The sequence below is a fragment of the Streptococcus pyogenes genome (assembly GCF_002055535.1).
GTDB lineage: Bacteria > Bacillota > Bacilli > Lactobacillales > Streptococcaceae > Streptococcus > Streptococcus pyogenes.
On record NZ_LN831034.1, the window covers coordinates 236,194 to 259,312 of the forward strand.

The window sequence follows — 23,119 nt, forward strand, 5'->3', positions numbered from 1 at the left end:
TGACAATTGTTGCAAAAAGTGCACCGGATATGGGCTGTCACCAAGTGCTATATCAACCAAAAATAAAAAAACACAGGAGAATGTAGATGCCTACAATTAACCAGTTGGTACGTAAACCACGTAAATCTAAAATTGAAAAATCAGATTCACCAGCTTTGAACATTGGTTACAACAGTCACAAAAAAGTTCAAACTAAAATGGCTGCCCCACAAAAACGTGGCGTTGCTACTCGTGTTGGAACAATGACACCTAAAAAACCTAACTCAGCCCTTCGTAAATTCGCTCGTGTACGTTTGAGCAACCTTATCGAAGTAACTGCCTACATCCCAGGTATCGGACACAACTTGCAAGAGCACAGCGTTGTTCTTATCCGTGGCGGACGTGTAAAAGACCTTCCAGGGGTACGTTACCATATCGTTCGTGGCGCACTTGATACTGCAGGTGTTGCTGACCGTAAACAAGGCCGTTCTAAATACGGTGCGAAACGTCCAAAAGGATAATAGAAGGGGGATAAGAGAAAATGAGTCGTAAAAATCAAGCGCCTAAACGCGAAGTATTACCAGATCCATTATATAACTCAAAAATCGTAACACGTCTTATCAACCGTGTTATGCTTGACGGTAAACGTGGTACAGCTGCTACTATCGTTTACGATGCTTTCAACGCTATCAAAGAAGCAACAGGAAATGACGCTCTTGAAGTATTTGAAACAGCTATGGACAACATCATGCCTGTACTTGAAGTACGCGCACGCCGTGTCGGTGGTTCTAACTACCAAGTCCCAGTTGAAGTTCGTCCAGAACGTCGTACAACACTTGGACTTCGTTGGTTGGTAAACGCATCACGTGCTCGTGGTGAACACACTATGAAAGATCGTCTTGCTAAAGAAATCATGGATGCTGCAAACAACACAGGTGCATCAGTTAAGAAACGTGAAGACACTCACAAAATGGCTGAAGCTAACCGTGCCTTTGCTCACTTCCGTTGGTAATATAAGATATTTTAGCGTCAAACAAATGCTAGACAAAATAGGGAAATTGACGCAGAAACTTCAGTTTCTAGGAACTATTATCTTTTTGTCAGTGGCTTGTAGCTCGAACTCAATTAATAAGATACGAAGGCGTATAGAACGCAAAGTGAAAATAGGAAATTTGACGAAGAAACCTTTGTCTCTAGGAAAGTTTATCTTTTTCACACAGCGTTTAGCCTGAGTTCAATGAATAAGATACCAAGCCTTATAAAGGCAATAGGTATTATCTTTACCAACAAATATTTAGATAACGGGTAGGTCCTGCCTATCCGTTTTTGCTAAATAGTGCTATAATGAAAGAGTAAACTAAAAAAATAGGAGAAACACATGGCTCGCGAATTTTCACTTGCAAAAACTCGTAATATCGGTATCATGGCTCACGTCGATGCTGGTAAAACAACTACAACAGAGCGTATCCTTTACTACACTGGTAAAATTCATAAAATCGGTGAAACGCACGAAGGCGCATCACAAATGGACTGGATGGAGCAAGAGCAAGAACGTGGTATCACTATTACTTCTGCCGCTACAACAGCTCAATGGGATGGTCACCGCGTTAACATCATCGACACACCAGGACACGTGGACTTCACCATCGAAGTACAACGTTCTCTCCGTGTTCTTGATGGTGCTGTAACCGTTCTTGACTCACAATCGGGTGTTGAGCCTCAAACTGAAACAGTTTGGCGTCAAGCAACTGAATACGGTGTTCCACGTATCGTTTTCGCCAACAAAATGGATAAAATCGGTGCTGACTTCCTTTACTCAGTACAAACCCTTCATGACCGTCTTCAAGCAAATGCACACCCAATCCAATTGCCAATCGGTGCAGAAGATGATTTCCGTGGTATCATTGACTTGATCAAGATGAAAGCAGAAATCTATACCAACGACCTTGGTACAGATATTCTTGAAGAAGATATTCCAGAAGAATACTTAGAACAAGCTCAAGAATACCGTGAAAAATTAATCGAAGCAGTTGCTGAAACTGATGAAGACTTGATGATGAAATACCTTGAAGGTGAAGAAATCACTAACGACGAATTGATTGCTGGTATCCGTAAAGCAACAATCAACGTTGAATTCTTCCCAGTACTTTGTGGTTCTGCCTTCAAAAACAAAGGTGTTCAATTGATGCTTGATGCGGTTATCGCATACCTTCCAAGCCCACTTGACATCCCTGCAATCAAAGGTGTTAACCCGGATACAGATGCTGAAGAAGAACGTCCAGCATCTGATGAAGAGCCATTTGCAGCTCTTGCCTTCAAGATCATGACTGACCCATTCGTAGGTCGTTTGACATTCTTCCGTGTTTACTCAGGTGTTCTTAATAGCGGTTCTTACGTTATGAACACATCAAAAGGTAAACGTGAGCGTATCGGACGTATCCTTCAAATGCACGCAAACAGCCGTCAAGAAATTGAAACAGTTTACGCTGGTGACATCGCTGCCGCTGTTGGTTTGAAAGACACAACAACTGGTGACTCATTGACTGATGAAAAAGCAAAAGTTATTCTTGAGTCAATCGAAGTTCCAGAACCAGTTATCCAGTTGATGGTTGAGCCAAAATCTAAAGCAGACCAAGACAAGATGGGTGTTGCCCTTCAAAAACTTGCTGAAGAAGATCCAACATTCCGTGTTGAAACAAACGTTGAAACTGGTGAAACAGTTATCGCTGGTATGGGTGAACTTCACCTTGATGTCCTTGTTGACCGTATGAAACGTGAGTTCAAAGTTGAAGCTAACGTTGGTGCTCCTCAAGTATCTTACCGTGAAACATTCCGTGCTTCTACACAAGCTCGTGGATTCTTCAAACGCCAATCTGGTGGTAAAGGTCAATTCGGTGATGTTTGGATTGAATTTACACCAAATGAAGAAGGTAAAGGTTTCGAATTCGAAAATGCTATCGTTGGTGGTGTGGTTCCTCGTGAATTTATCCCAGCTGTTGAAAAAGGGTTGATCGAATCTATGGCAAACGGTGTTCTTGCTGGTTACCCAATGGTTGACGTTAAAGCTAAACTTTACGATGGTTCATACCACGATGTCGACTCATCTGAAACTGCCTTCAAGATCGCAGCATCTCTTGCTCTTAAAGAAGCAGCTAAATCAGCACAACCAGCTATCCTTGAGCCGATGATGCTTGTAACGATTACAGCTCCAGAAGACAATCTTGGAGACGTTATGGGACACGTGACAGCTCGTCGTGGACGCGTTGATGGTATGGAAGCACATGGTAACAGCCAAATCGTTCGTGCTTATGTTCCACTTGCTGAAATGTTCGGTTATGCAACAGTTCTTCGTTCTGCTACTCAAGGACGTGGTACATTCATGATGGTATTTGACCACTATGAAGATGTTCCTAAGTCAGTTCAAGAAGAAATCATTAAGAAAAACAAAGGTGAATAACCACCACTAAGAGGTTGAGGATAACTATCCTAACCTCTTTTTTAGTGTAACAGAACGTTATAGTACAGTTTGAAGTTTTGGAAATCTTTCCCAATAAAAAGATAAATTACAGAATAGAACATAGAAAAAAGAAAGCCCTTTCCTATATTTGGTGGGTTTTGAAGGCTAGAAGAAAGAAGCTGCCCTTTATGAAAATGGCTAATTTATTTGCATTTTTTCTGAAATAGTTATATAATAGTTCTGTTGAAAGGTTGTTACAGATGACTGTAAGTTAATCTTTTCACAATAGGTAGGGAGCATTCCCTCTAAATAATATTCTTTTGATTTTCATAAGGAGGAAATCACTAATGGTAGTTAAAGTTGGTATTAACGGTTTCGGTCGTATCGGACGTCTTGCATTCCGCCGTATTCAAAACATCGAAGGTGTTGAAGTAACTCGTATCAATGACCTTACAGATCCAAATATGCTTGCACACTTGTTGAAATACGATACAACTCAAGGTCGTTTTGATGGAACAGTTGAAGTTAAAGAAGGTGGATTTGAAGTAAACGGAAACTTCATCAAAGTTTCTGCTGAACGTGATCCAGAAAACATCGACTGGGCAACTGATGGGGTTGAAATCGTTCTTGAAGCAACTGGTTTCTTTGCTAAAAAAGAAGCAGCTGAAAAACACTTACATGCTAACGGTGCTAAAAAAGTTGTTATCACAGCTCCTGGTGGAAACGATGTTAAAACAGTTGTTTTCAACACTAACCACGACATTCTTGACGGTACTGAAACAGTTATCTCAGGTGCTTCATGTACTACAAACTGTTTAGCTCCTATGGCTAAAGCTCTTCACGATGCATTCGGTATTCAAAAAGGTCTTATGACTACAATCCACGCTTACACTGGTGACCAAATGATCCTTGACGGACCACACCGTGGTGGTGACCTTCGTCGTGCACGCGCTGGTGCTGCAAATATCGTTCCTAACTCAACTGGTGCTGCTAAAGCTATCGGTCTTGTTATCCCAGAACTTAACGGTAAACTTGACGGTGCTGCACAACGTGTTCCTGTTCCAACTGGATCAGTAACTGAGTTGGTTGTAACTCTTGACAAAAACGTTTCTGTTGACGAAATCAACGCTGCTATGAAAGCTGCTTCAAACGATAGCTTCGGTTACACTGAAGATCCAATCGTTTCTTCAGATATCGTAGGCGTATCATACGGTTCATTGTTTGACGCAACTCAAACTAAAGTAATGGAAGTTGACGGATCACAATTGGTTAAAGTTGTATCATGGTATGACAACGAAATGTCTTACACTGCTCAACTTGTACGTACTCTTGAGTACTTCGCAAAAATTGCTAAATAATTAGTTATAACGAAAGAGAGCTTGGTTTATGCTGAGTTCTTTTTCGTATACTTTAAACACTACCTTAAATGTATGATTTTAACGTTTTGAACTATTCTAGACTCTAGCATAAAAGATATTTTAAAATAGTTCCCTTAATAAACTGTATACAAAAAGGCTAAGATGGAAGGGGTGTCTTAGCCTTTTTTTGTCTGACTTAAATTTGGAGAGATAAAAAGTAAAATCTTATTTTTTACCGTAACGTTTGTACTCGTGAATAATCTTCAGAGCACGTTTTCTGGTTTTAATATTGGGACTTTTCAGTCTTCTGTAAGCTGACGATAAGTCAGTTTTTTCTGCCATATTATCCTCCTAAATATAAATTATTAACGTTAACAAAAATAAGTATAGCATAAAATAGTTAACTGGTAAAGTATTTTATGACAAATTCTTTTTGAATTGAAAAAAGACCCAACTGGCATAGAAATAGTTGGATCCTTTATCTTATTTTAAGAAGCGTTGTAAAAATTCTTTGGTACGATCTTGTGTAGGATTCTCGAAAATTTGTTGAGGACTTCCTTCTTCAGTAATCAATCCCTTATCCATGAAGATGATACGGTCAGAAACATCACGAGCAAATTCCATTTCATGGGTAACAATAATCATGGTCAACCCTGATTTTGCCAAGTCTTGCATGGTTTTAAGGACCTCACCAACCATTTCAGGATCAAGAGCTGATGTTGGTTCATCAAAGAGCATGGCTTCTGGATTGACAGATAAGGCTCTGGCAATGGCAACCCGTTGTTTTTGCCCCCCTGATAATTGTTTTGGTTTGGCTTGCCAGTATTGTTCTGTCATACCAACCGCATTGAGGTTTTCTTTAGCGATTTGTTCGGCTTGTGCACGGTCTCTTTTGAGGACGGTGGTTTGAGCGACGATAGCATTTTCCAATACATTTAGGTTTTCAAACAAGTTAAAGGATTGGAAAACCATGCCTAGTTTTTCACGGTAGTGAGTCAAGTTGTAGTGTTCAGCAAGGACATCTTCACCATGAAAGAGGATTTGACCGGCACTTGGCTCTTCCAAAAGATTGATCGAGCGCAGGAGGGTTGATTTTCCAGAACCAGAAGAACCGATAATGGAAATCACTTCTCCCTTGTTAACAGAAAGGGAGATATCTTTGAGTACTTCATTGCTGCCGTAAGATTTTTTGAGATTTTTGATTTCAATAATTGAGTTAGACATTTGAGACCTCCGCAATCTGCATTTGGTTTGCTCCAGTGGTGTAAGTATCGGCATCGAAACGGCGTTCAATATAACGAAGGATACGTGTCACCGTGAAGGTAAGAACAAAGTAGATAATGGCGATAATCGTAAAGGTTTGGAAATATTGGTAGGTTTGTGTGGCTACGGTATTACCTGAGAAGTAAAGTTCCACAACAGAGATAACATTCAAGACAGAAGTATCTTTGATATTGATGACAAACTCATTACCTGTTGCTGGTAAAATGTTGCGAACAACTTGTGGTAGCACGATTTTACGCATGGTTTGTCCGTGAGTAAAGCCAAGAGCAGTTGCTGCTTCGAATTGACCTTTGTCGACAGCGAAAATACCACCGCGAACAATTTCACTCATATAGGCACCCGTATTGATAGATACGATAAAAATAGCCGCTAGGGTACGGTCGATCGAAATACCAAAGGCTTGCGCTGTTCCGTAGTAGATAACCATAGATTGAACAATCATAGGTGTCCCACGGAAGATTTCGATATAAATAGTGAGTAACCAACCAAAGAGTTTTTGTCCCAAGGCAGCTACTTTATGCTTAGCTTTAGGAGCTGTACGGAAAATACCGATTAATAATCCAATAAAGAGACCTGTAATGGTTCCGACCATGGAAATCAGAAGGGTCATTCCAGTTCCACGTAAGAATTGCTTCCAGTTACCTTTAAAAATAGCCCACATTTGGCCTAGAAATGATGCTTTAGCATCTTCGGCTTTCTTTTCCACGGGTTGTTTGGTAACCATATCATCCATCAGGGCCATACGATCTGTTTGAGAAAATCCTTCAAGCACTTGGTTGACAGTTGCCATACGATCGTCATTTTTTTTCATTCCGACAGCGATAGCAGCATCTGATTCAGCAACAGCAAACCCTTTTTTAAGAGTGATCATTTTCAAACGGCTATCAGCAGCTTCAGCAGTCATGGCTTCAGGTCGTTCAGAAATATAGGCATCGATAACACCCGAAGTAAGGGCTTGTCGCATTTGAGAGAAATCTCCCATTGGTGTTTGTAACTTAGCACCTTTTAGTTGAGTTAAGAGATTGACATGCCAAACGCCTTGCTGGGCAGTTACTTTAGCTCCAGAAAAATCCTTGAGGCTTGTTGCATCAGCATATTTGCCATTGGCAGTTACGACTAGAACAGGTTGGCTAGTGTAGTAGCTGTTTGAGAAGCTAATTTCGTTTCTACGCTCTTTGGTAGGACTCATACCAGCAGCGATCATATCGATTTTTCCAGAAGTTAATGCTGGAATTAAACCGGTCCAAGAGGTCTTAACGACTAAAAGTTCTTTGTTCATAGCTTTAGCGACTTTTTTAGCGACTTGGACATCGTAACCGTTGGCGTATTGGCTAGTTCCTTCAATTGGAACAGCCCCGTTTGAAGCGTCATCTTGAGTCCAGTTAAAAGGAGCATAGGCTGCTTCCATTCCGACTCTTAAATATTGGTTTGCTTGAGCCCGGCTCATTCCTCCAAACAGAAGGGCCAAGGCGACCAAACAGCTAAGGATTAGCTTTTTCATATAGGTCTCCTGTTTCAAAAATAGTATTCAGACCTATTTTACAGCAATTTGCATCCTATTTCAATATATTATCAGTGAATAGGTTGAAATATGGAAAAATATTCAAAATAATGATTAAAAATAAGATGAAGGACTTGGTTTAGGTTTTGTCATCTCCTTAAAATATGGTAAAATGAGGGCAGAAAGAGGATGTTGCCATGAAAAAAATTTTGATGACGCTTGTGCTCTGCTTCAGTCTTTTAGGGATACGAATAAAAGCAGCTGATGTAGACTATAGCATCACCAACTATGAAGGTCAGTTACTGTTATCAAAAGAAAATACTGCTCGGTTTGAGCAAAAAGTAACCTATCAATTTGACACTTCTTATAACGGCCAGTATATTTCGCTGGGCCGGACAGGTCATTTGCCAGCGGGCTTTGCTATTGACCAAAAGCCTAAAGTTGAGGTATATCAGAATGGTCAACAGGTACCTGTTAGTCAAGAGTTTAGTGACCTTGGAGATGGCTATCGTTTAAAACTTTATAATGCTGGCCAAGCTGGTGATAAGGTTGACGTCAAGGTTATCTGGCAACTGCACCACCTTTTAACAGCTTATCAAGACGTGGCAGAGCTGAATTGGACACCGATTAGTGATTGGGACAAAACATTAGAAAAGGTGAGTTTGACCGTCACTACCCCAACTGATATTCAGGATTCTAATCTATGGGCTCACAGAGGATATTACCAAAAGAAACCTCAAGTGTTAAAAGAAGGTAACAGTCGCTATCAGATTAATGCCAAGAATGTCTCAGGGCAACTGGAATTGCATGCTTATTGGGATAAAAAAGCATTATTGGGAAAAGAGCCAGTTGATGTTTCAACGAGTAAAAAGAATAAAATTGTAGCGTTAGAAACTAAGATTTCCAGACGAAGGACCTTGTTACAGCTGCTATTTGGCAAAGTCATTCCTCTGGTAGAGGTAGGTTTTCTTCTTTGGCAGTTAATACAGTTTACAAGATTAAAGAAACAATTCAATCGTTATCATTTGGCTAACCATACAGATCACAGTTACGAAGTCCCTGAAGATCTTTCGCCTCTTGTGTTGACACAAGCGATTTATGGACAGAGTTTTGCCTATTTATCCCCTACAGCATCAGAAAGCCAGAAATTATTGATCCCTAAAGGAGTGACCTTTGAGGCCCTTGTTCAAGCTACCTTGTTGGATCTGATCGACCAAAAGGTGCTTTTATTAACGAAAGAAGAAGGGAAAGCTTATCTTGAAATCAGTCAGTTAGATCGTGTGACAGATGAGGAAGCTGCCTTCTTAGATATGGCTTTTGGAAACAAGGTGACATTGCCGGTGGATCAATTGTTTAGTCAATACCATTATGATGCTGATACCATTAAACAATTAAAGAAAACGTACAAAGGTAAAAAGCTCGAGCAAGAAGTCCGTCAATCGTCTGAGCAGGTGATTAAGGCGATGAAAAAAGCGTCGGCAGCTATTACAAACAATGTCCTAGAAACTATCAAAAAGTTAAACTTACCAGATACTTATCGTCAAATGACCCCGGCAGAGAAACGAAAAAGCAATAGTGTCCAGGGATTAGGTTGTTTGTTGCTTATTCTAAATAGTGGTTTATTGATTTACTTGGCTATTAAAGAAAGTGGGTTAGCCCTCATTTACCTTGCTTTAATGGTGCTAACGATGTGCCTTGGCTTTTACATTAGCCTGAAGTTAGATCAATACAAGAAATTGGGTATTGAAACACCTGAGGGGGGTGTTCGGTTACATCAATGGCAGAGCTTTAAAAACATGATACGAGACATTGACAAATTTGAGGATGTTGCTATTGAAGGTTTGGTTGTTTGGAACCGTGTTTTGGTTTATGCCACCTTATTTGGTTACGCTAAGAAAGTGGAACGCTATTTGAAAGTCCATCGTATTGCCTTACCTGAGGTTTACCAAGCTGTTCGACCAGGTGAATTATCAATGGTAATGTATGCTACGACACCAACCTTTGTGTCTAGCTTGTCTTCAGCTACAACTTCCTCAAATTTCTCAGTCTCTTCCGGAGGCGGGATTAGTGGTGGTGGCGGCGGCGGTGCCTTTTAAAAAAGCTGCTTGGCATTAATCACAGTTTAGAAAATCACAATAAGAGTGGTTAATAAGGAGAAAACATGTTAATTATCGAATTGCTAAAAGCCATTTTCTTTGGCATCATTGAGGGAATCACAGAATGGTTACCAGTTTCAAGCACTGGTCACCTCATTTTGGTGCAGGAATTTATCCGACTAAATCAGGATAAGGCTTTTATAGAAATGTTTAATATCGTTATTCAATTAGGGGCGATTATCGCTGTTATGTTGATTTATTTTGAACGTCTCAATCCCTTTCAACCTGGGAAAACAGCAAGAGAAGTACAGCTTACCTGGCAATTATGGCTAAAAGTGGTGATTGCGTGTATTCCTTCTATTTTAATAGCGGTTCCTCTTGATAATTGGTTTGAAGCACATTTTTATTTTATGGTTCCGATTGCCATCGCTTTAATCGTCTACGGGATTGCCTTTATCTGGATTGAAAAACGAAATGCTCAACAAGAACCTGCTGTCACTGAATTAGCTAGAATGTCTTACAAAACAGCTTTCTTCATTGGTTGTTTTCAAGTCTTAAGTATTGTGCCTGGTACTAGTCGATCAGGGGCTACCATCTTAGGAGCTATTATTTTAGGAACTAGTCGAACAGTGGCCGCTGATTTCACCTTCTTTTTGGCCATTCCTACCATGTTTGGATATAGTGGATTAAAGGCTGTAAAATTTTTCCTTGATGGCCATCACCTTGATTTTGCACAAGTCCTTATTCTTTTAGTGGCTAGCTTGACCGCTTTTGTGGTTAGTTTATTGGCGATTAGGTTCTTGACAGATTATGTTAAGAAACACGATTTCACCATTTTTGGGAAATACCGTATTGTGTTAGGAAGCCTTTTACTTATTTATAGCTTCTTTAAATTTGTTTTTTAAACTTACATATCGTTTAGGATGTTGCGACAGACCTTGGGGACTGTCGCTTTTTAAATTTCCTTTTGTAGACGAGGAGTTAGTCATAAATTGCGAAATTACAGCATTTCTAGTATAATAAAATGACTACGCGTGCGAGGTATTGAGAATGGAAATGAAACAAATTAGCGAGACAACGCTAAAAATAACAATTAGTATGGACGATTTAGAAGAAAGAGGAATGGAGTTGAAAGATTTCTTGATTCCTCAAGAAAAAACAGAAGAGTTTTTCTATTCTGTGATGGACGAACTCGATCTTCCAGATAATTTTAAAGATAGTGGTATGCTTAGTTTTCGAGTGACTCCACGCAAGGACCGTCTAGATGTTTTTGTTACCAAATCTGAGATAAATAAAGATATTAATCTTGAAGATTTAGCAGAGTTTGGTGATATGTCCCAAATGACTCCGGAAGATTTTTTCAAGAGCTTGGAGCAATCCATGCGTGAAAAGGGAGATGTCAAAGCTCATGAAAAATTGGAAAAAATTGAAGAGATAATGGAAGATGTTGTTGAAGCCACTCTAGCTAATCAGTCTGAGGCGGCTGATCCATCAACTAATCATGAGTCAGAACCTTTAGACTATGTCCATTATGTATTGGATTTTTCAACGATTACAGAGGCAGTGGCTTTTGCTAAAACGATTGATTTTTCGATAGAAGCTTCAGAGTTATATAAGGGGAGCAACTGCTACCATATGACTATTTTATTAGATGTTCAGCAACAACCATCTTATTTTGCGAACGTCATGTATGCGAGATTGATTGAGCATGCAAACCCTGGATCAAAAACAAGAGCTTATTTACAAGAGCATGGCTTACAATTGATGCTTGATGGTGCTGTTGAGCAATTACAAAAGATTGAGTTGGGATAAAATAGTATGTTTTCATTCACAATAGATTATGTCCTTGTTCTGATAGGGGCTTTGTTAATGTCCTTATTCTTAACCCCTCTTGTTCGCTTTTTAGCCTTTCGTGTGGGTGCAGTAGACAATCCCAATGCCAGACGGGTCAATAAGGTTCCGATGCCAACCAGTGGTGGATTAGCTATTTTTATGTCTTTTTTAGTAGCAAGTTTGGGACTTATTCCGATTGCTTCTAAAGGCGCCATGTTTTTTGGTCAGACCTACTTCAGTTATATTTTACCTGTCGTGATTGGTGCTACAGTAATTACCCTTACTGGTTTTTTAGATGATTTGTATGAGTTAAGTCCTAAATTAAAGATGTTTGGTATTCTAATTGGTGCAGTGATTGTCTGGGCTTTTACCGACTTTAAATTTGATAGCTTCAAAATTCCTTTTGGAGGGCCGTTGTTAGTTTTTGGTCCTTTCTTAACCTTATTCTTAACAGTCCTGTGGATTGTTTCCATCACTAATGCTATTAACTTGATTGACGGTTTGGATGGTTTGGTTAGTGGGGTCTCTATTATTAGTTTAGTGACCATGGCTATTGTATCTTATTTCTTTTTACCTCAAAAGGATTTCTTTTTGACGTTAACCATTTTGGTCTTGATTTCTGCTATTGCAGGATTTTTTCCTTATAATTACCATCCAGCTATGATTTATTTGGGTGACACAGGAGCCCTCTTTATTGGCTTTATGATAGGGGTTTTGTCTCTTCAAGGATTGAAAAATTCAACGGCTGTGGCTGTGGTGACACCTGTTATTATTCTTGGTGTACCCATTATGGATACCATCGTGGCTATTATTCGACGTAGTTTATCAGGTCAAAAATTCTACGAGCCGGATAAGATGCACCTGCATCATCGACTCTTATCAATGGGCTTTACTCATCGAGGAGCTGTCTTAGTAGTTTATGGTATTACCATGCTTTTTTCCCTTATTTCTTTACTTTTAAATGTTTCTAGTCGAATTGGTGGCGTCCTCTTGATGCTTGGACTTTTATTTGGTTTAGAAGTTTTTATTGAAGGATTGGAGATCTGGGGTGAAAAGCGAACGCCTTTGTTTAACTTGTTAAAGTTTATTGGTAATAGTGATTATCGTCAAGCAATGCTTCTGAAATGGAAAGAAAAGAAGGATTTGAAACACTAAAAAAGCCGAGTAAGGCTTTTTTTGCTATAATAGATGCAGTGACCATTATAAAAAAAGCAGTGCAAATGACACTGTCTTTTCTTGAGATGGTATAGATGACAGAGAAAATAAGGGGTGTATCATGTCAATTCTTGAGATTAATAATTTACATGTTTCAATAGAAGGTAAAGAGATTTTGAAAGGGGTTAACCTAACTCTTAAAACTGGGGAAGTAGCTGCCATTATGGGGCCAAATGGGACAGGAAAGTCTACCCTTTCAGCAGCTATTATGGGAAATCCTAACTACGAAGTGACCCAAGGGCAAATTTTGCTTGACGGGGTCAATATTCTCGATCTAGAAGTTGATGAGCGTGCGAGACTGGGACTTTTTCTCGCCATGCAATACCCTTCAGAAATTCCAGGGATTACCAACGCTGAATTTATGCGTGCAGCAATGAATGCCGGTAAGGCAGATGAGGATAAGATTTCCGTGCGAGATTTTATCACCAAACTTGATGAGAAAATGGCTTTGTTAGGTATGAAAGAAGAGATGGCAGAGCGTTACCTCAATGAAGGTTTTTCTGGTGGGGAGAAAAAACGCAATGAAATTCTTCAATTGCTCATGTTAGAGCCTAAATTTGCTTTGTTAGATGAGATTGATTCTGGTCTTGATATTGATGCCCTAAAAGTAGTCTCTAAAGGGGTTAATGAGATGCGTGGGAAAGACTTTGGAGCTATGATTATCACCCACTATCAACGTTTGTTGAATTACATTACCCCAGACCTAGTTCATGTTATGATGGATGGTCGTATTGTCTTATCTGGTGATGCTGCCTTGGCTACTCGTCTTGAAAAAGAAGGCTACGCAGGTATTGCACAGGATCTGGGAATCGAGTATAAGGAAGAAAGTTAAGTTTTTGGAGACAATTACTTTAGCTTTCTACAAAAAGCTAGGTGATGTTCTATATACCCAGCCAATTTAAAAACCAGAGACAAAGGATTGACAGATGACAAAAGAAAAACTAGTGGCTTTTTCGCAAGCCCACGCTGAGCCTGCTTGGCTGCAAGAACGGCGTTTAGCGGCATTAGAAGCCATTCCAAATTTGGAATTACCAACCATCGAAAGGGTTAAATTTCACCGTTGGAATCTAGGAGATGGTACCTTAACAGAAAATGAAAGTCTAGCTAGTGTTCCAGATTTTATAGCTATTGGAGATAACCCAAAGCTTGTTCAGGTAGGCACGCAAACAGTCTTAGAACAGTTACCAATGGCGTTAATTGACAAGGGAGTTGTTTTCAGTGATTTTTATACGGCGCTTGAGGAAATCCCAGAAGTAATTGAAGCTCATTTTGGTCAGGCATTAGCTTTTGATGAAGACAAACTAGCTGCCTACCACACTGCTTATTTTAATAGCGCAGCCGTGCTCTACGTTCCTGATCACTTGGAAATCACAACTCCTATTGAAGCTATTTTCTTACAAGATAGTGACAGTGACGTTCCTTTTAACAAGCATGTTCTAGTGATTGCAGGAAAAGAAAGTAAGTTCACCTATTTAGAGCGTTTTGAATCTATTGGCAATGCCACTCAAAAGATCAGCGCTAATATCAGTGTAGAAGTGATTGCTCAAGCAGGCAGCCAGATTAAATTCTCGGCTATCGACCGCTTAGGTCCTTCAGTGACAACCTATATTAGCCGTCGAGGACGTTTAGAGAAGGATGCCAACATTGATTGGGCCTTAGCTGTGATGAATGAAGGCAATGTCATTGCTGATTTTGACAGTGATTTGATTGGTCAGGGCTCACAAGCTGATTTGAAAGTTGTTGCAGCCTCAAGTGGTCGTCAGGTACAAGGTATTGACACGCGCGTGACCAACTATGGTCAACGTACGGTCGGTCATATTTTACAGCATGGTGTGATTTTGGAACGTGGCACCTTAACGTTTAACGGGATTGGTCATATTCTAAAAGACGCTAAGGGAGCTGATGCTCAACAAGAAAGCCGTGTTTTGATGCTTTCTGACCAAGCAAGAGCCGATGCCAATCCAATCCTCTTAATTGATGAAAATGAAGTAACAGCAGGTCATGCAGCTTCTATCGGTCAGGTTGACCCTGAAGATATGTATTACTTGATGAGTCGAGGACTGGATCAAGAAACAGCAGAACGATTGGTTATTAGAGGATTCCTAGGAGCGGTTATCGCTGAAATTCCTATTCCATCAGTCCGCCAAGAGATTATTAAGGTTTTAGATGAGAAATTGCTTAATCGTTAAGACCTACTGCCAAAAAGAAAGAGGTTAGTATTGCTAGACGCAAAAGACATCAAACAAGACTTTCAAATCTTAAATCAACAAGTCAATGATGAACCCCTTGTTTATTTGGATAATGCCGCCACCACACAAAAACCGGCGCTTGTTCTTGAGGCTTTGCAATCCTATTATCAAGAAGATAATGCTAATGTCCACCGAGGAGTTCATACCTTGGCTGAACGTGCAACGCTCAAATATGAGGCCAGTCGCCAGCAGGTTGCTGACTTTATTCATGCTAAATCAAGTAAGGAAGTGCTCTTTACCAGAGGAACAACAACCAGTTTGAATTGGGTTGCTCGGTTTGCAGAGCAGGTCTTGATGCCAGAAGATGAGGTGTTGATTTCGATTATGGAGCATCATGCCAATATCATTCCTTGGCAACAAGCCTGTCAAAAAACAGGAGCAAGGTTAGTCTATGTTTATTTAAAAGATGGCCAACTTGACATGGACGATTTGGCAAACAAATTGACGACAAAAACACGTTTTGTTAGCCTAGTACATGTCTCCAATGTTCTTGGTTGCATCAATCCCATTAAAGAAATTGCCAAGCTGGCACATGCTAAAGGAGCCTACCTTGTTGTTGACGGTGCCCAGTCGGTTCCACATTTGGCTATTGATGTTCAAGACTTGGATTGTGATTTCTTTGCTTTTTCAGCTCATAAGATGTTGGGGCCAACAGGTTTGGGTGTTCTTTACGGCAAAGAAGAGCTTTTGAATCAAGTGGAGCCTCTTGAATTTGGCGGAGAAATGATTGATTTTGTTTACGAACAAGAGGCCACTTGGAAAGAATTGCCCTGGAAGTTTGAAGCAGGAACACCTCACATAGCTGGTGCTATTGGGCTAAGCGCAGCCATTTCTTACCTTCAGAGACTAGGCATGGCTGATATACATGCGCATGAAGCAGAACTAATAGCCTATGTCTTGCCGAAATTAGAAGCTATTGAGGGGCTTACCATATATGGACCAAGCCAGCCTAGTGCAAGATCTGGTCTGATTTCTTTTAATCTGGATGATTTGCATCCTCATGACTTGGCAACAGCCTTGGACTATGAAGGTGTTGCAGTAAGAGCAGGGCACCACTGCGCCCAACCTCTTCTTAGTTATTTAGGTGTACCAGCAACTGTTAGAGCAAGTTTTTATATCTATAACACCAAGGCAGATTGTGACCGTCTAGTCGAAGCAATTCTAAAAGCAAAGGAGTTTTTCAATGGCACTCTCTAAACTGAACCATCTATACATGGCTGTGGTAGCGGACCATTCGAAACGTCCACATCATCATGGGCAACTAGATGGCGTAGAGGCTGTTCAACTGAATAATCCGACTTGTGGTGATGTGATTTCTTTGACCGTTAAGTTTGACGAAGATAAAATTGAAGATATTGCTTTTGCAGGCAACGGCTGTACCATTTCCACAGCTTCATCAAGCATGATGACAGATGCTGTTATTGGTAAAAGTAAAGAAGAAGCACTCGCGTTAGCTGATATTTTTTCAGAGATGGTACAAGGACAGGAAAATCCTGCTCAAAAAGAGCTAGGTGAAGCAGAATTGTTGGCAGGAGTTGCAAAATTTCCACAGCGTATCAAATGCTCTACCCTAGCTTGGAATGCTCTCAAGGAAGCCATTAAACGAAGTGCCAATGCTCAGCACCTCACGGACCAAAATGTAAAGGAAGGGAAAAATGTCTGATATAAATGAGAAAGTAGAGCCAAAGCCAATTGACTTAGGGGACTACCAATTTGGATTTCACGATGATGTAGAGCCCATTTATTCTACAGGAAAAGGATTGAGTGAGGCAGTGGTTCGCGAACTATCAGCTGCCAAAAATGAACCTGAGTGGATGTTGGAGTTTCGTTTAAAATCCTTGGAAACCTTTAATAAAATGCCGATGCAAACCTGGGGAGCAGACTTATCAGATATTAACTTTGATGATATCATTTACTATCAAAAAGCATCTGATAAGCCAGCTCGTTCTTGGGATGATGTTCCAGAAAAAATAAAAGAAACCTTTGATCGTATTGGAATTCCAGAAGCAGAACGTGCTTATCTTGCTGGGGCATCAGCTCAGTATGAGTCAGAAGTGGTTTACCATAACATGAAGGGTGAATTTGAAAAGCTAGGGATTATCTTTACAGATACCGATTCCGCCCTCAAAGAATATCCTGATTTGTTCAAACAATACTTTGCCAAACTGGTTCCGCCAACAGACAACAAATTAGCAGCCCTTAATTCAGCAGCTTGGTCTGGTGGTACCTTTATTTATGTTCCTAAAGGGGTCAAGGTAGATATCCCTTTGCAAACTTATTTCCGCATTAACAATGAAAATACTGGTCAATTTGAGCGGACATTGATTATTGTTGATGAAGGAGCAAGTGTTCATTATGTTGAAGGATGTACAGCTCCCACTTATTCAAGTAACAGCTTACATGCTGCTATCGTTGAAATCTTTGCGCTTGATGGTGCATACATGCGTTATACCACCATTCAAAACTGGTCAGACAATGTGTATAATCTAGTAACAAAACGTGCACGCGCCCTTACGGATGCAACAGTGGAATGGATTGATGGCAATCTAGGAGCTAAAACCACCATGAAGTACCCTTCTGTTTATCTTGATGGGCCAGGTGCGCGTGGCACCATGCTGTCTATTGCCTTTGCTAATGCAGGTCAACACCAAGATACAGGGGCTAAAATGATTCACAATGCTCCACATACATCATCATCAATTGTGTCAAAATCAATTGCCAAGTCTGGTGGTAAAGTAGATTATCGTGGCCAAGTGACCTTTAACAAGCAATCTAAAAAATCCGTTTCCCATATTGAATGTGATACTATTTTGATGGACGATATTTCTAAATCAGATACAATCCCATTTAACGAAATTCATAATTCACAGGTGGCGTTAGAACATGAAGCCAAAGTGTCTAAGATTTCTGAAGAACAACTCTACTATCTCATGAGCCGTGGCTTATCAGAAAGCGAAGCCACAGAGATGATTGTCATGGGATTTGTGGAGCCTTTTACCAAAGAATTGCCAATGGAATACGCGGTCGAACTCAATCGATTGATTTCCTATGAGATGGAAGGTTCTGTCGGTTAATTGCATTTTCTCTTATCCATCTGAAAGATCTTTGAGATAGGATTTTATGAGTTGTAGTACTAACCCCAAGTGGTTAGTTTTTAGTTGCCTTGAACACGTAAGATAACATATCAAAAACCTCTGTGCTTTGACAGAGGTTTTTGATAATTCATTATTGGCGTCCCATTGCAAAGACAACGAGGCTTAGTAAAAGGATAGTAATTATAAAGATAGCTAAGCAAATAAGCAAGAAAGTGTGGTTGTGATTCATAAAATCTTCGACTCTTTCCAAGTACGATTGCTTTTTAGTGGCTTTGAAGTGCTGCTGTTTAGATGATGTTTCTTTTTTGGTTTGTGGCACTAATTTTTCGAGTTTTTGGCGTGCTTTTTTGGATAAGGTCTTACTATCTTTAAACCCTTTCTCAGTCAAGGCATTGACGAAAGGATGTCTATAAAACTCCCCGTTTTGATCTGACCAATCTCCGACCCCCATGACAATAGTAATGAGTCGAGTTTTGCCTCTTTTGGCAGTTATCATGGCGTTAAAAGCAGCACTGGGACTAGAACCTGTTTTTAATCCATCAACTCCTTTCATACCAAATTGATTATCTGGGAGAGAGTGGTTATAGGTGTGAAATTCTTCTTCATATGGCGTTCCTACCATAGTGTGCACAACAGATTTATTTGTAAAGGAGATAATTTCAGGGTATTTTTTTAAGAAGGCATAGAGTAACTTGGACAAATCTCGAGCGGTCGTAATATTTGAAGCAGATAAATCATATTTAGTAGGATTATAATAACCTTGAAAAGCTTGTGCTGCTGCACCACTAGCGTTTGAAAAATGAGTGTTAGTCATGCCTAATTGTTTGGCTGTGGCATTAACACGATCGATAAACGCAGAAGCATCATTGTTTGATAAATAATTGGCAATCATAACAGTTGCTGCATTTGATGAAGGCACAGCTGTCATAGTAATAAGATCACGAATAGGATAAGCTACTCCAGCGACGATATTATTATTGCTAATCTCATAAATGTTAGCGATAGCTTGATCGGTTGGAGTTGCCGTAATAGTAGTGTCCATCGTAATTTTTCCCTTAGCGAGCTCTTCAAATAAAATGTAAAGCGTAAACATCTTAGACATACTAGCAGGATCCCTAGGAATATCAATATTATCTTGCCAAAGAATATCTGAACTATTTGCATCAACGACAATAGAAGATTTTGGTCGATTAACCTCACTAACTGTGTAGCCTGCTTGCCTTGTAATATCCATGACATCTTCGGCGTGGACAAGAGGCATCACCGAAAAGCAAATAAAGGTAAAAATAGTTAGTATAATTCTTTTGGTCAATTTCCGACTCCTTTAAATGTAATGCATTTTCAGTATATCACTTTGCTAATACAATGTGAAGTTTTTTTGAAAAATTGTTAGGATTGGCCTAGTTTGCTTAAATAAAAATGAAAAAGACTGCAGAAGTACTCTGTCAGTCAATGTCATACAAAAAGCATTGTGTTATTCTATAAAGAGGTATTGACATACCTCACAAAACGGTTCCACCAGACCTTTAAAAAGAAACTTTTAGAAATGTTTTTTTGAAGGATAAGATTGATAGAAGGAGGAGTATCCAGATAACCTTGTCCAATAAGATGTTTATCTTGAAGGGTTGCTCTACCTAAGACTTGTCCCTTTGATAGAGGTGCGATCATTGTGGATGATTTCTTAGTAATATGGACGGTATTTTTGGTCTTTGTATGTATTGGTTTGATAAAAAATAAACTATTTTGGGCTACAAGTTTGACAGTTTTTTCAGGACTGTCTAAGACATATAACGTTTTTACTGGTTTATTATTTTCAATTAACTGGACTTTTTGAAAATTAATTAAAAGGTACTGCAACAATTGATTGGTTGTTTTAAATATAGCTAAATCATCCTCGTGGCTTTGATCAGCATTTAAAACTACTGTAATAACCCTCATTTGATTTTCGACACTAGTAGCTACAAAAGAAGCACCGGCTTTTTTAGAATAACCAACAAAAAGACCATCCACGCCTTCTCGATAACAAGGCATGCCTTTAAGCATGTAATTATAACTGTAAATGGTTTGTCCAGCAAAAATAGTGGAGGATTTGCTAGATAATTTCAGTACTTCTGGAAATTCTAATAAGAGATGCCTGGCAATAATAGCTAAATCAGTGGCGCAAAAACAATTTTCATCATCTGGTTCTGTATTAGGATAAGTATTAGCTCCTAAAAAATGGTTAGTTAAGCCAGTTGAATTGACGACCTTTGCATCGGAAATGCCCCATTGTCTTAATTGTTTTTTCATTTTGTCAACAAATTTGGGTTCGGTTCCGCCTATTTTTTCAGCTAAAGCAATAGCGGGGCTATTGGCGTTATTAACAACTAACGCACTTAAAAGTTCTTTAACGGTATATTTTCTCTTATCAAGAGGAACGTTACTAATAGTATAGTTTGTAGTGAGTTCATAAGGGTAGTTAGAAATAGTTACAGGACTATCCCAATTTAGCTTGCCCTTAGAAACTTCTTTGTAAACCAGATAGGTTGTCAAGAGCTTACTGACTGAGGCGACTGGGACAACTTCTTTAGCATCTTTTTCGTATAAAACTTTGCCACTTTCAAGGTCAACGGCAATCGCATGCTTAGCAGTTACCGAATACTCTTCACCGCTAACAGTGCTTGCTGCAAAAAATAAGGCGATGACCACTAGGGAAATTAATCGTTTGATCATTTATAGATTATCCTTACTCAAGTATTATTTTTTTAATTATACCATATTTTTGTCTAAGGTAATGACTTACCTCACAAGAGTAGTGATGTAATAAAACGCTACCATGAGAGAATGACAATCTTTATTAAACTAATTGAAACCTCATTAAAAAAGGAGTGTAACGCTTTCATATAGATAAATGTATAAAATAAAGAAAATTCTACGAAATATTCAGATAATTTTTCATTTCATTATTTTCTTTAAGAAAGTTTTATGATATAATGTCTTCAATTAACCAATTTCATTTAGCAATTGCCAAAAAATGAAAAATAAAGTTTAGGGGTGACTTTTATGAAGAAAAGTAAATGGTTGGCAGCTGTAAGTGTTGCGATCTTGTCAGTATCCGCTTTGGCAGCTTGTGGTAATAAAAATGCTTCAGGTGGCTCAGAAGCTACAAAAACCTACAAGTACGTTTTTGTTAACGATCCAAAATCATTGGATTATATTTTGACTAATGGCGGTGGAACGACTGATGTGATAACACAAATGGTTGATGGTCTTTTGGAAAACGATGAGTATGGTAATTTAGTACCATCACTTGCTAAAGATTGGAAGGTTTCAAAAGACGGTCTGACTTATACTTATACTCTTCGCGATGGTGTCTCTTGGTATACGGCTGATGGTGAAGAATATGCCCCAGTAACAGCAGAAGATTTTGTGACTGGTTTGAAGCACGCGGTTGACGATAAATCAGATGCTCTTTACGTTGTTGAAGATTCAATAAAAAACTTAAAGGCTTACCAAAATGGTGAAGTAGATTTTAAAGAAGTTGGTGTCAAAGCCCTTGACGATAAAACTGTTCAGTATACTTTGAACAAGCCTGAAAGCTACTGGAATTCAAAAACAACTTATAGTGTGCTTTTCCCAGTTAATGCGAAATTTTTGAAGTCAAAAGGTAAAGATTTTGGTACAACCGATCCATCATCAATCCTTGTTAATGGTGCTTACTTCTTGAGCGCCTTCACCTCAAAATCATCTATGGAATTCCATAAAAATGAAAACTACTGGGATGCTAAGAATGTTGGGATAGAATCTGTTAAATTGACTTACTCAGATGGTTCAGACCCAGGTTCGTTCTACAAGAACTTTGACAAGGGTGAGTTCAGCGTTGCACGACTTTACCCAAATGACCCTACCTACAAATCAGCTAAGAAAAACTATGCTGATAACATTACTTACGGAATGTTGACTGGAGATATCCGTCATTTAACATGGAATTTGAACCGTACTTCTTTCAAAAACACTAAGAAAGACCCTGCACAACAAGATGCCGGTAAGAAAGCTCTTAACAACAAGGATTTTCGTCAAGCTATTCAGTTTGCTTTTGACCGAGCGTCATTCCAAGCACAAACTGCAGGTCAAGATGCCAAAACAAAAGCCTTACGTAACATGCTTGTCCCACCAACATTTGTGACCATTGGAGAAAGTGATTTTGGTTCAGAAGTTGAAAAGGAAATGGCAAAACTTGGTGATGAATGGAAAGACGTTAACTTAGCTGATGCTCAAGATGGTTTCTATAATCCTGAAAAAGCAAAAGCTGAGTTTGCAAAAGCCAAAGAAGCTTTAACAGCTGAAGGTGTAACCTTCCCAGTTCAATTAGATTACCCTGTTGACCAAGCAAACGCAGCAACTGTTCAGGAAGCCCAGTCTTTCAAACAATCTGTTGAAGCATCTCTTGGTAAAGAGAATGTCATTGTCAATGTTCTTGAAACAGAAACATCAACTCACGAAGCCCAAGGCTTCTATGCTGAGACCCCAGAACAACAAGACTACGATATCATTTCATCATGGTGGGGACCAGACTATCAAGATCCACGGACCTACCTTGACATCATGAGTCCAGTAGGTGGTGGATCTGTTATCCAAAAACTTGGAATCAAAGCAGGTCAAAATAAGGATGTTGTGGCAGCTGCAGGCCTTGATACCTACCAAACTCTTCTTGATGAAGCAGCAGCAATTACAGACGACAACGATGCGCGCTATAAAGCTTACGCAAAAGCACAAGCCTACCTTACAGATAATGCCGTAGATATTCCAGTTGTGGCATTGGGTGGCACTCCACGAGTTACTAAAGCCGTTCCATTTAGCGGGGGCTTCTCTTGGGCAGGGTCTAAAGGTCCTCTAGCATATAAAGGAATGAAACTTCAAGACAAACCTGTCACAGTAAAACAATACGAAAAAGCAAAAGAAAAATGGATGAAAGCAAAGGCTAAGTCAAATGCAAAATATGCTGAGAAGTTAGCTGATCACGTTGAAAAATAAAACGATGTTCAAAAGAACTTTCTCGTTTATGTGAGGGAG

Annotated in this window: 19 protein-coding genes; 14 read left to right on the forward strand and 5 right to left on the reverse strand. The window is 39.4% G+C overall.

What is annotated here, in order from left to right; all coding sequences use genetic code 11:
• Positions 1–86 precede the first annotated feature (86 nt).
• The 4 genes from rpsL to gap all read left to right on the forward strand — a co-directional run bounded on the left by rpsL (position 87) and on the right by gap (position 4,794).
• Positions 87–500 carry a 30S ribosomal protein S12 gene (gene rpsL, locus B6D67_RS01340; protein ID WP_002986049.1) on the forward strand — a complete coding sequence of 138 codons (414 nt, stop codon included), beginning with the start codon at positions 87–89 and terminating at the stop codon, positions 498–500.
• Between the two features lie 20 nt (positions 501–520).
• The gene (rpsG, locus tag B6D67_RS01345) at positions 521–991 is read left to right on the forward strand and encodes a 30S ribosomal protein S7 (RefSeq protein ID WP_002992078.1); all 471 of its coding nucleotides are present in this window, start codon (positions 521–523) and stop codon (positions 989–991) included.
• Positions 992–1,357: 366 nt separating this feature from the next.
• The gene (gene fusA / locus B6D67_RS01350) at positions 1,358–3,436 is read left to right on the forward strand and encodes an elongation factor G (RefSeq protein ID WP_002986045.1); all 2,079 of its coding nucleotides are present in this window, start codon (positions 1,358–1,360) and stop codon (positions 3,434–3,436) included.
• 347 nt (positions 3,437–3,783) lie between these two features.
• Positions 3,784–4,794, forward strand: coding sequence for a type I glyceraldehyde-3-phosphate dehydrogenase (gene gap, locus B6D67_RS01355; protein ID WP_002986042.1), 1,011 nt, complete (start codon positions 3,784–3,786; stop codon positions 4,792–4,794).
• A 225-nt stretch (positions 4,795–5,019) separates the two neighbouring features.
• Here gap and B6D67_RS10070 read toward each other — a convergent pair whose 3' ends face one another.
• From B6D67_RS10070 to B6D67_RS01365, 3 genes are all read right to left on the reverse strand, one after another.
• Positions 5,020–5,136, reverse strand: coding sequence for a putative metal homeostasis protein (locus B6D67_RS10070; RefSeq protein ID WP_000818733.1), 117 nt, complete (start codon positions 5,134–5,136; stop codon positions 5,020–5,022).
• Positions 5,137–5,277: 141 nt separating this feature from the next.
• Positions 5,278–6,018, reverse strand: coding sequence for an amino acid ABC transporter ATP-binding protein (locus B6D67_RS01360; protein WP_002986037.1), 741 nt, complete (start codon positions 6,016–6,018; stop codon positions 5,278–5,280).
• Positions 6,011–7,579: an ABC transporter substrate-binding protein/permease gene (locus tag B6D67_RS01365; protein ID WP_011285384.1), complete on the reverse strand. Its 1,569-nt coding sequence runs from the start codon at positions 7,577–7,579 to the stop codon at positions 6,011–6,013. Before B6D67_RS01365 ends, B6D67_RS01360 begins: the two co-directional genes overlap by 8 nt.
• A gap of 197 nt (positions 7,580–7,776) precedes the next feature.
• Here B6D67_RS01365 and B6D67_RS01370 point away from each other — a divergent pair, with 197 nt between their 5' ends.
• From B6D67_RS01370 to sufB, 9 genes are all read left to right on the forward strand, one after another.
• Positions 7,777–9,675, forward strand: coding sequence for a DUF2207 domain-containing protein (locus B6D67_RS01370; RefSeq protein WP_010921886.1), 1,899 nt, complete (start codon positions 7,777–7,779; stop codon positions 9,673–9,675).
• 65 nt (positions 9,676–9,740) lie between these two features.
• The gene (locus tag B6D67_RS01375; protein WP_002986031.1) at positions 9,741–10,580 is read left to right on the forward strand and encodes an undecaprenyl-diphosphate phosphatase; all 840 of its coding nucleotides are present in this window, start codon (positions 9,741–9,743) and stop codon (positions 10,578–10,580) included.
• Between the two features lie 145 nt (positions 10,581–10,725).
• On the forward strand, positions 10,726–11,487 hold the full coding sequence (gene mecA, locus B6D67_RS01380) for an adaptor protein MecA (RefSeq protein ID WP_002986029.1): 762 nt from the start codon (positions 10,726–10,728) through the stop codon (positions 11,485–11,487).
• Positions 11,488–11,493: 6 nt separating this feature from the next.
• The gene (locus B6D67_RS01385; protein WP_002991122.1) at positions 11,494–12,663 is read left to right on the forward strand and encodes a glycosyltransferase family 4 protein; all 1,170 of its coding nucleotides are present in this window, start codon (positions 11,494–11,496) and stop codon (positions 12,661–12,663) included.
• Between the two features lie 121 nt (positions 12,664–12,784).
• Positions 12,785–13,555 (forward strand): Fe-S cluster assembly ATPase SufC, encoded by a 771-nt coding sequence (gene sufC / locus B6D67_RS01390; protein ID WP_002986023.1) that lies wholly within the window; start codon positions 12,785–12,787, stop codon positions 13,553–13,555.
• Positions 13,556–13,649: 94 nt separating this feature from the next.
• A complete protein-coding gene (gene sufD / locus B6D67_RS01395; protein WP_010921887.1) occupies positions 13,650–14,912 on the forward strand; it encodes a Fe-S cluster assembly protein SufD in 1,263 nt (420 codons plus the stop codon).
• Positions 14,913–14,942: 30 nt separating this feature from the next.
• Positions 14,943–16,169: a cysteine desulfurase gene (locus B6D67_RS01400; RefSeq protein WP_029714224.1), complete on the forward strand. Its 1,227-nt coding sequence runs from the start codon at positions 14,943–14,945 to the stop codon at positions 16,167–16,169.
• On the forward strand, positions 16,156–16,635 hold the full coding sequence (gene sufU, locus B6D67_RS01405) for a Fe-S cluster assembly sulfur transfer protein SufU (RefSeq protein WP_002986018.1): 480 nt from the start codon (positions 16,156–16,158) through the stop codon (positions 16,633–16,635). Before B6D67_RS01400 ends, sufU begins: the two co-directional genes overlap by 14 nt.
• A complete protein-coding gene (gene sufB, locus B6D67_RS01410; protein WP_010921889.1) occupies positions 16,628–18,046 on the forward strand; it encodes a Fe-S cluster assembly protein SufB in 1,419 nt (472 codons plus the stop codon). The genes sufU and sufB overlap by 8 nt, the downstream gene beginning before the upstream one ends.
• A 151-nt stretch (positions 18,047–18,197) precedes the next feature.
• Here the strand turns inward: sufB and B6D67_RS01415 are convergent, their stop codons facing one another.
• A complete protein-coding gene (locus tag B6D67_RS01415; protein WP_015055912.1) occupies positions 18,198–19,379 on the reverse strand; it encodes a D-alanyl-D-alanine carboxypeptidase family protein in 1,182 nt (393 codons plus the stop codon).
• Between the two features lie 167 nt (positions 19,380–19,546).
• Positions 19,547–20,779 (reverse strand): D-alanyl-D-alanine carboxypeptidase PBP3, encoded by a 1,233-nt coding sequence (gene pbp3 / locus B6D67_RS01420; protein ID WP_010921890.1) that lies wholly within the window; start codon positions 20,777–20,779, stop codon positions 19,547–19,549.
• 330 nt (positions 20,780–21,109) lie between these two features.
• Between pbp3 and B6D67_RS01425 the strand changes: the two genes are divergently transcribed.
• The gene (locus B6D67_RS01425) at positions 21,110–23,080 is read left to right on the forward strand and encodes a peptide ABC transporter substrate-binding protein (RefSeq protein ID WP_011285389.1); all 1,971 of its coding nucleotides are present in this window, start codon (positions 21,110–21,112) and stop codon (positions 23,078–23,080) included.
• Positions 23,081–23,119: the final 39 nt, after the last annotated feature.

What these genes read in the sequence shown, in the direction of transcription:
- B6D67_RS01375 (WP_002986031.1), top strand. Translation starts at nt 9,741, where the DNA reads ATGTTAATTATCGAATTGCTAAAAGCCATTTTCTTTGGCATCATTGAG.
- pbp3 (WP_010921890.1), bottom strand. Translation starts at nt 20,779, where the DNA reads ATGATCAAACGATTAATTTCCCTAGTGGTCATCGCCTTATTTTTTGCA.
- gap (WP_002986042.1), top strand. Translation starts at nt 3,784, where the DNA reads ATGGTAGTTAAAGTTGGTATTAACGGTTTCGGTCGTATCGGACGTCTT.
- mecA (WP_002986029.1), top strand. Translation starts at nt 10,726, where the DNA reads ATGGAAATGAAACAAATTAGCGAGACAACGCTAAAAATAACAATTAGT.
- sufC (WP_002986023.1), top strand. Translation starts at nt 12,785, where the DNA reads ATGTCAATTCTTGAGATTAATAATTTACATGTTTCAATAGAAGGTAAA.
- rpsL (WP_002986049.1), top strand. Translation starts at nt 87, where the DNA reads ATGCCTACAATTAACCAGTTGGTACGTAAACCACGTAAATCTAAAATT.
- sufB (WP_010921889.1), top strand. Translation starts at nt 16,628, where the DNA reads ATGTCTGATATAAATGAGAAAGTAGAGCCAAAGCCAATTGACTTAGGG.
- sufD (WP_010921887.1), top strand. Translation starts at nt 13,650, where the DNA reads ATGACAAAAGAAAAACTAGTGGCTTTTTCGCAAGCCCACGCTGAGCCT.
- B6D67_RS01385 (WP_002991122.1), top strand. Translation starts at nt 11,494, where the DNA reads ATGTTTTCATTCACAATAGATTATGTCCTTGTTCTGATAGGGGCTTTG.
- B6D67_RS01365 (WP_011285384.1), bottom strand. Translation starts at nt 7,579, where the DNA reads ATGAAAAAGCTAATCCTTAGCTGTTTGGTCGCCTTGGCCCTTCTGTTT.
- B6D67_RS10070 (WP_000818733.1), bottom strand. Translation starts at nt 5,136, where the DNA reads ATGGCAGAAAAAACTGACTTATCGTCAGCTTACAGAAGACTGAAAAGT.
- B6D67_RS01370 (WP_010921886.1), top strand. Translation starts at nt 7,777, where the DNA reads ATGAAAAAAATTTTGATGACGCTTGTGCTCTGCTTCAGTCTTTTAGGG.
- fusA (WP_002986045.1), top strand. Translation starts at nt 1,358, where the DNA reads ATGGCTCGCGAATTTTCACTTGCAAAAACTCGTAATATCGGTATCATG.
- rpsG (WP_002992078.1), top strand. Translation starts at nt 521, where the DNA reads ATGAGTCGTAAAAATCAAGCGCCTAAACGCGAAGTATTACCAGATCCA.
- B6D67_RS01425 (WP_011285389.1), top strand. Translation starts at nt 21,110, where the DNA reads ATGAAGAAAAGTAAATGGTTGGCAGCTGTAAGTGTTGCGATCTTGTCA.
- sufU (WP_002986018.1), top strand. Translation starts at nt 16,156, where the DNA reads ATGGCACTCTCTAAACTGAACCATCTATACATGGCTGTGGTAGCGGAC.
- B6D67_RS01360 (WP_002986037.1), bottom strand. Translation starts at nt 6,018, where the DNA reads ATGTCTAACTCAATTATTGAAATCAAAAATCTCAAAAAATCTTACGGC.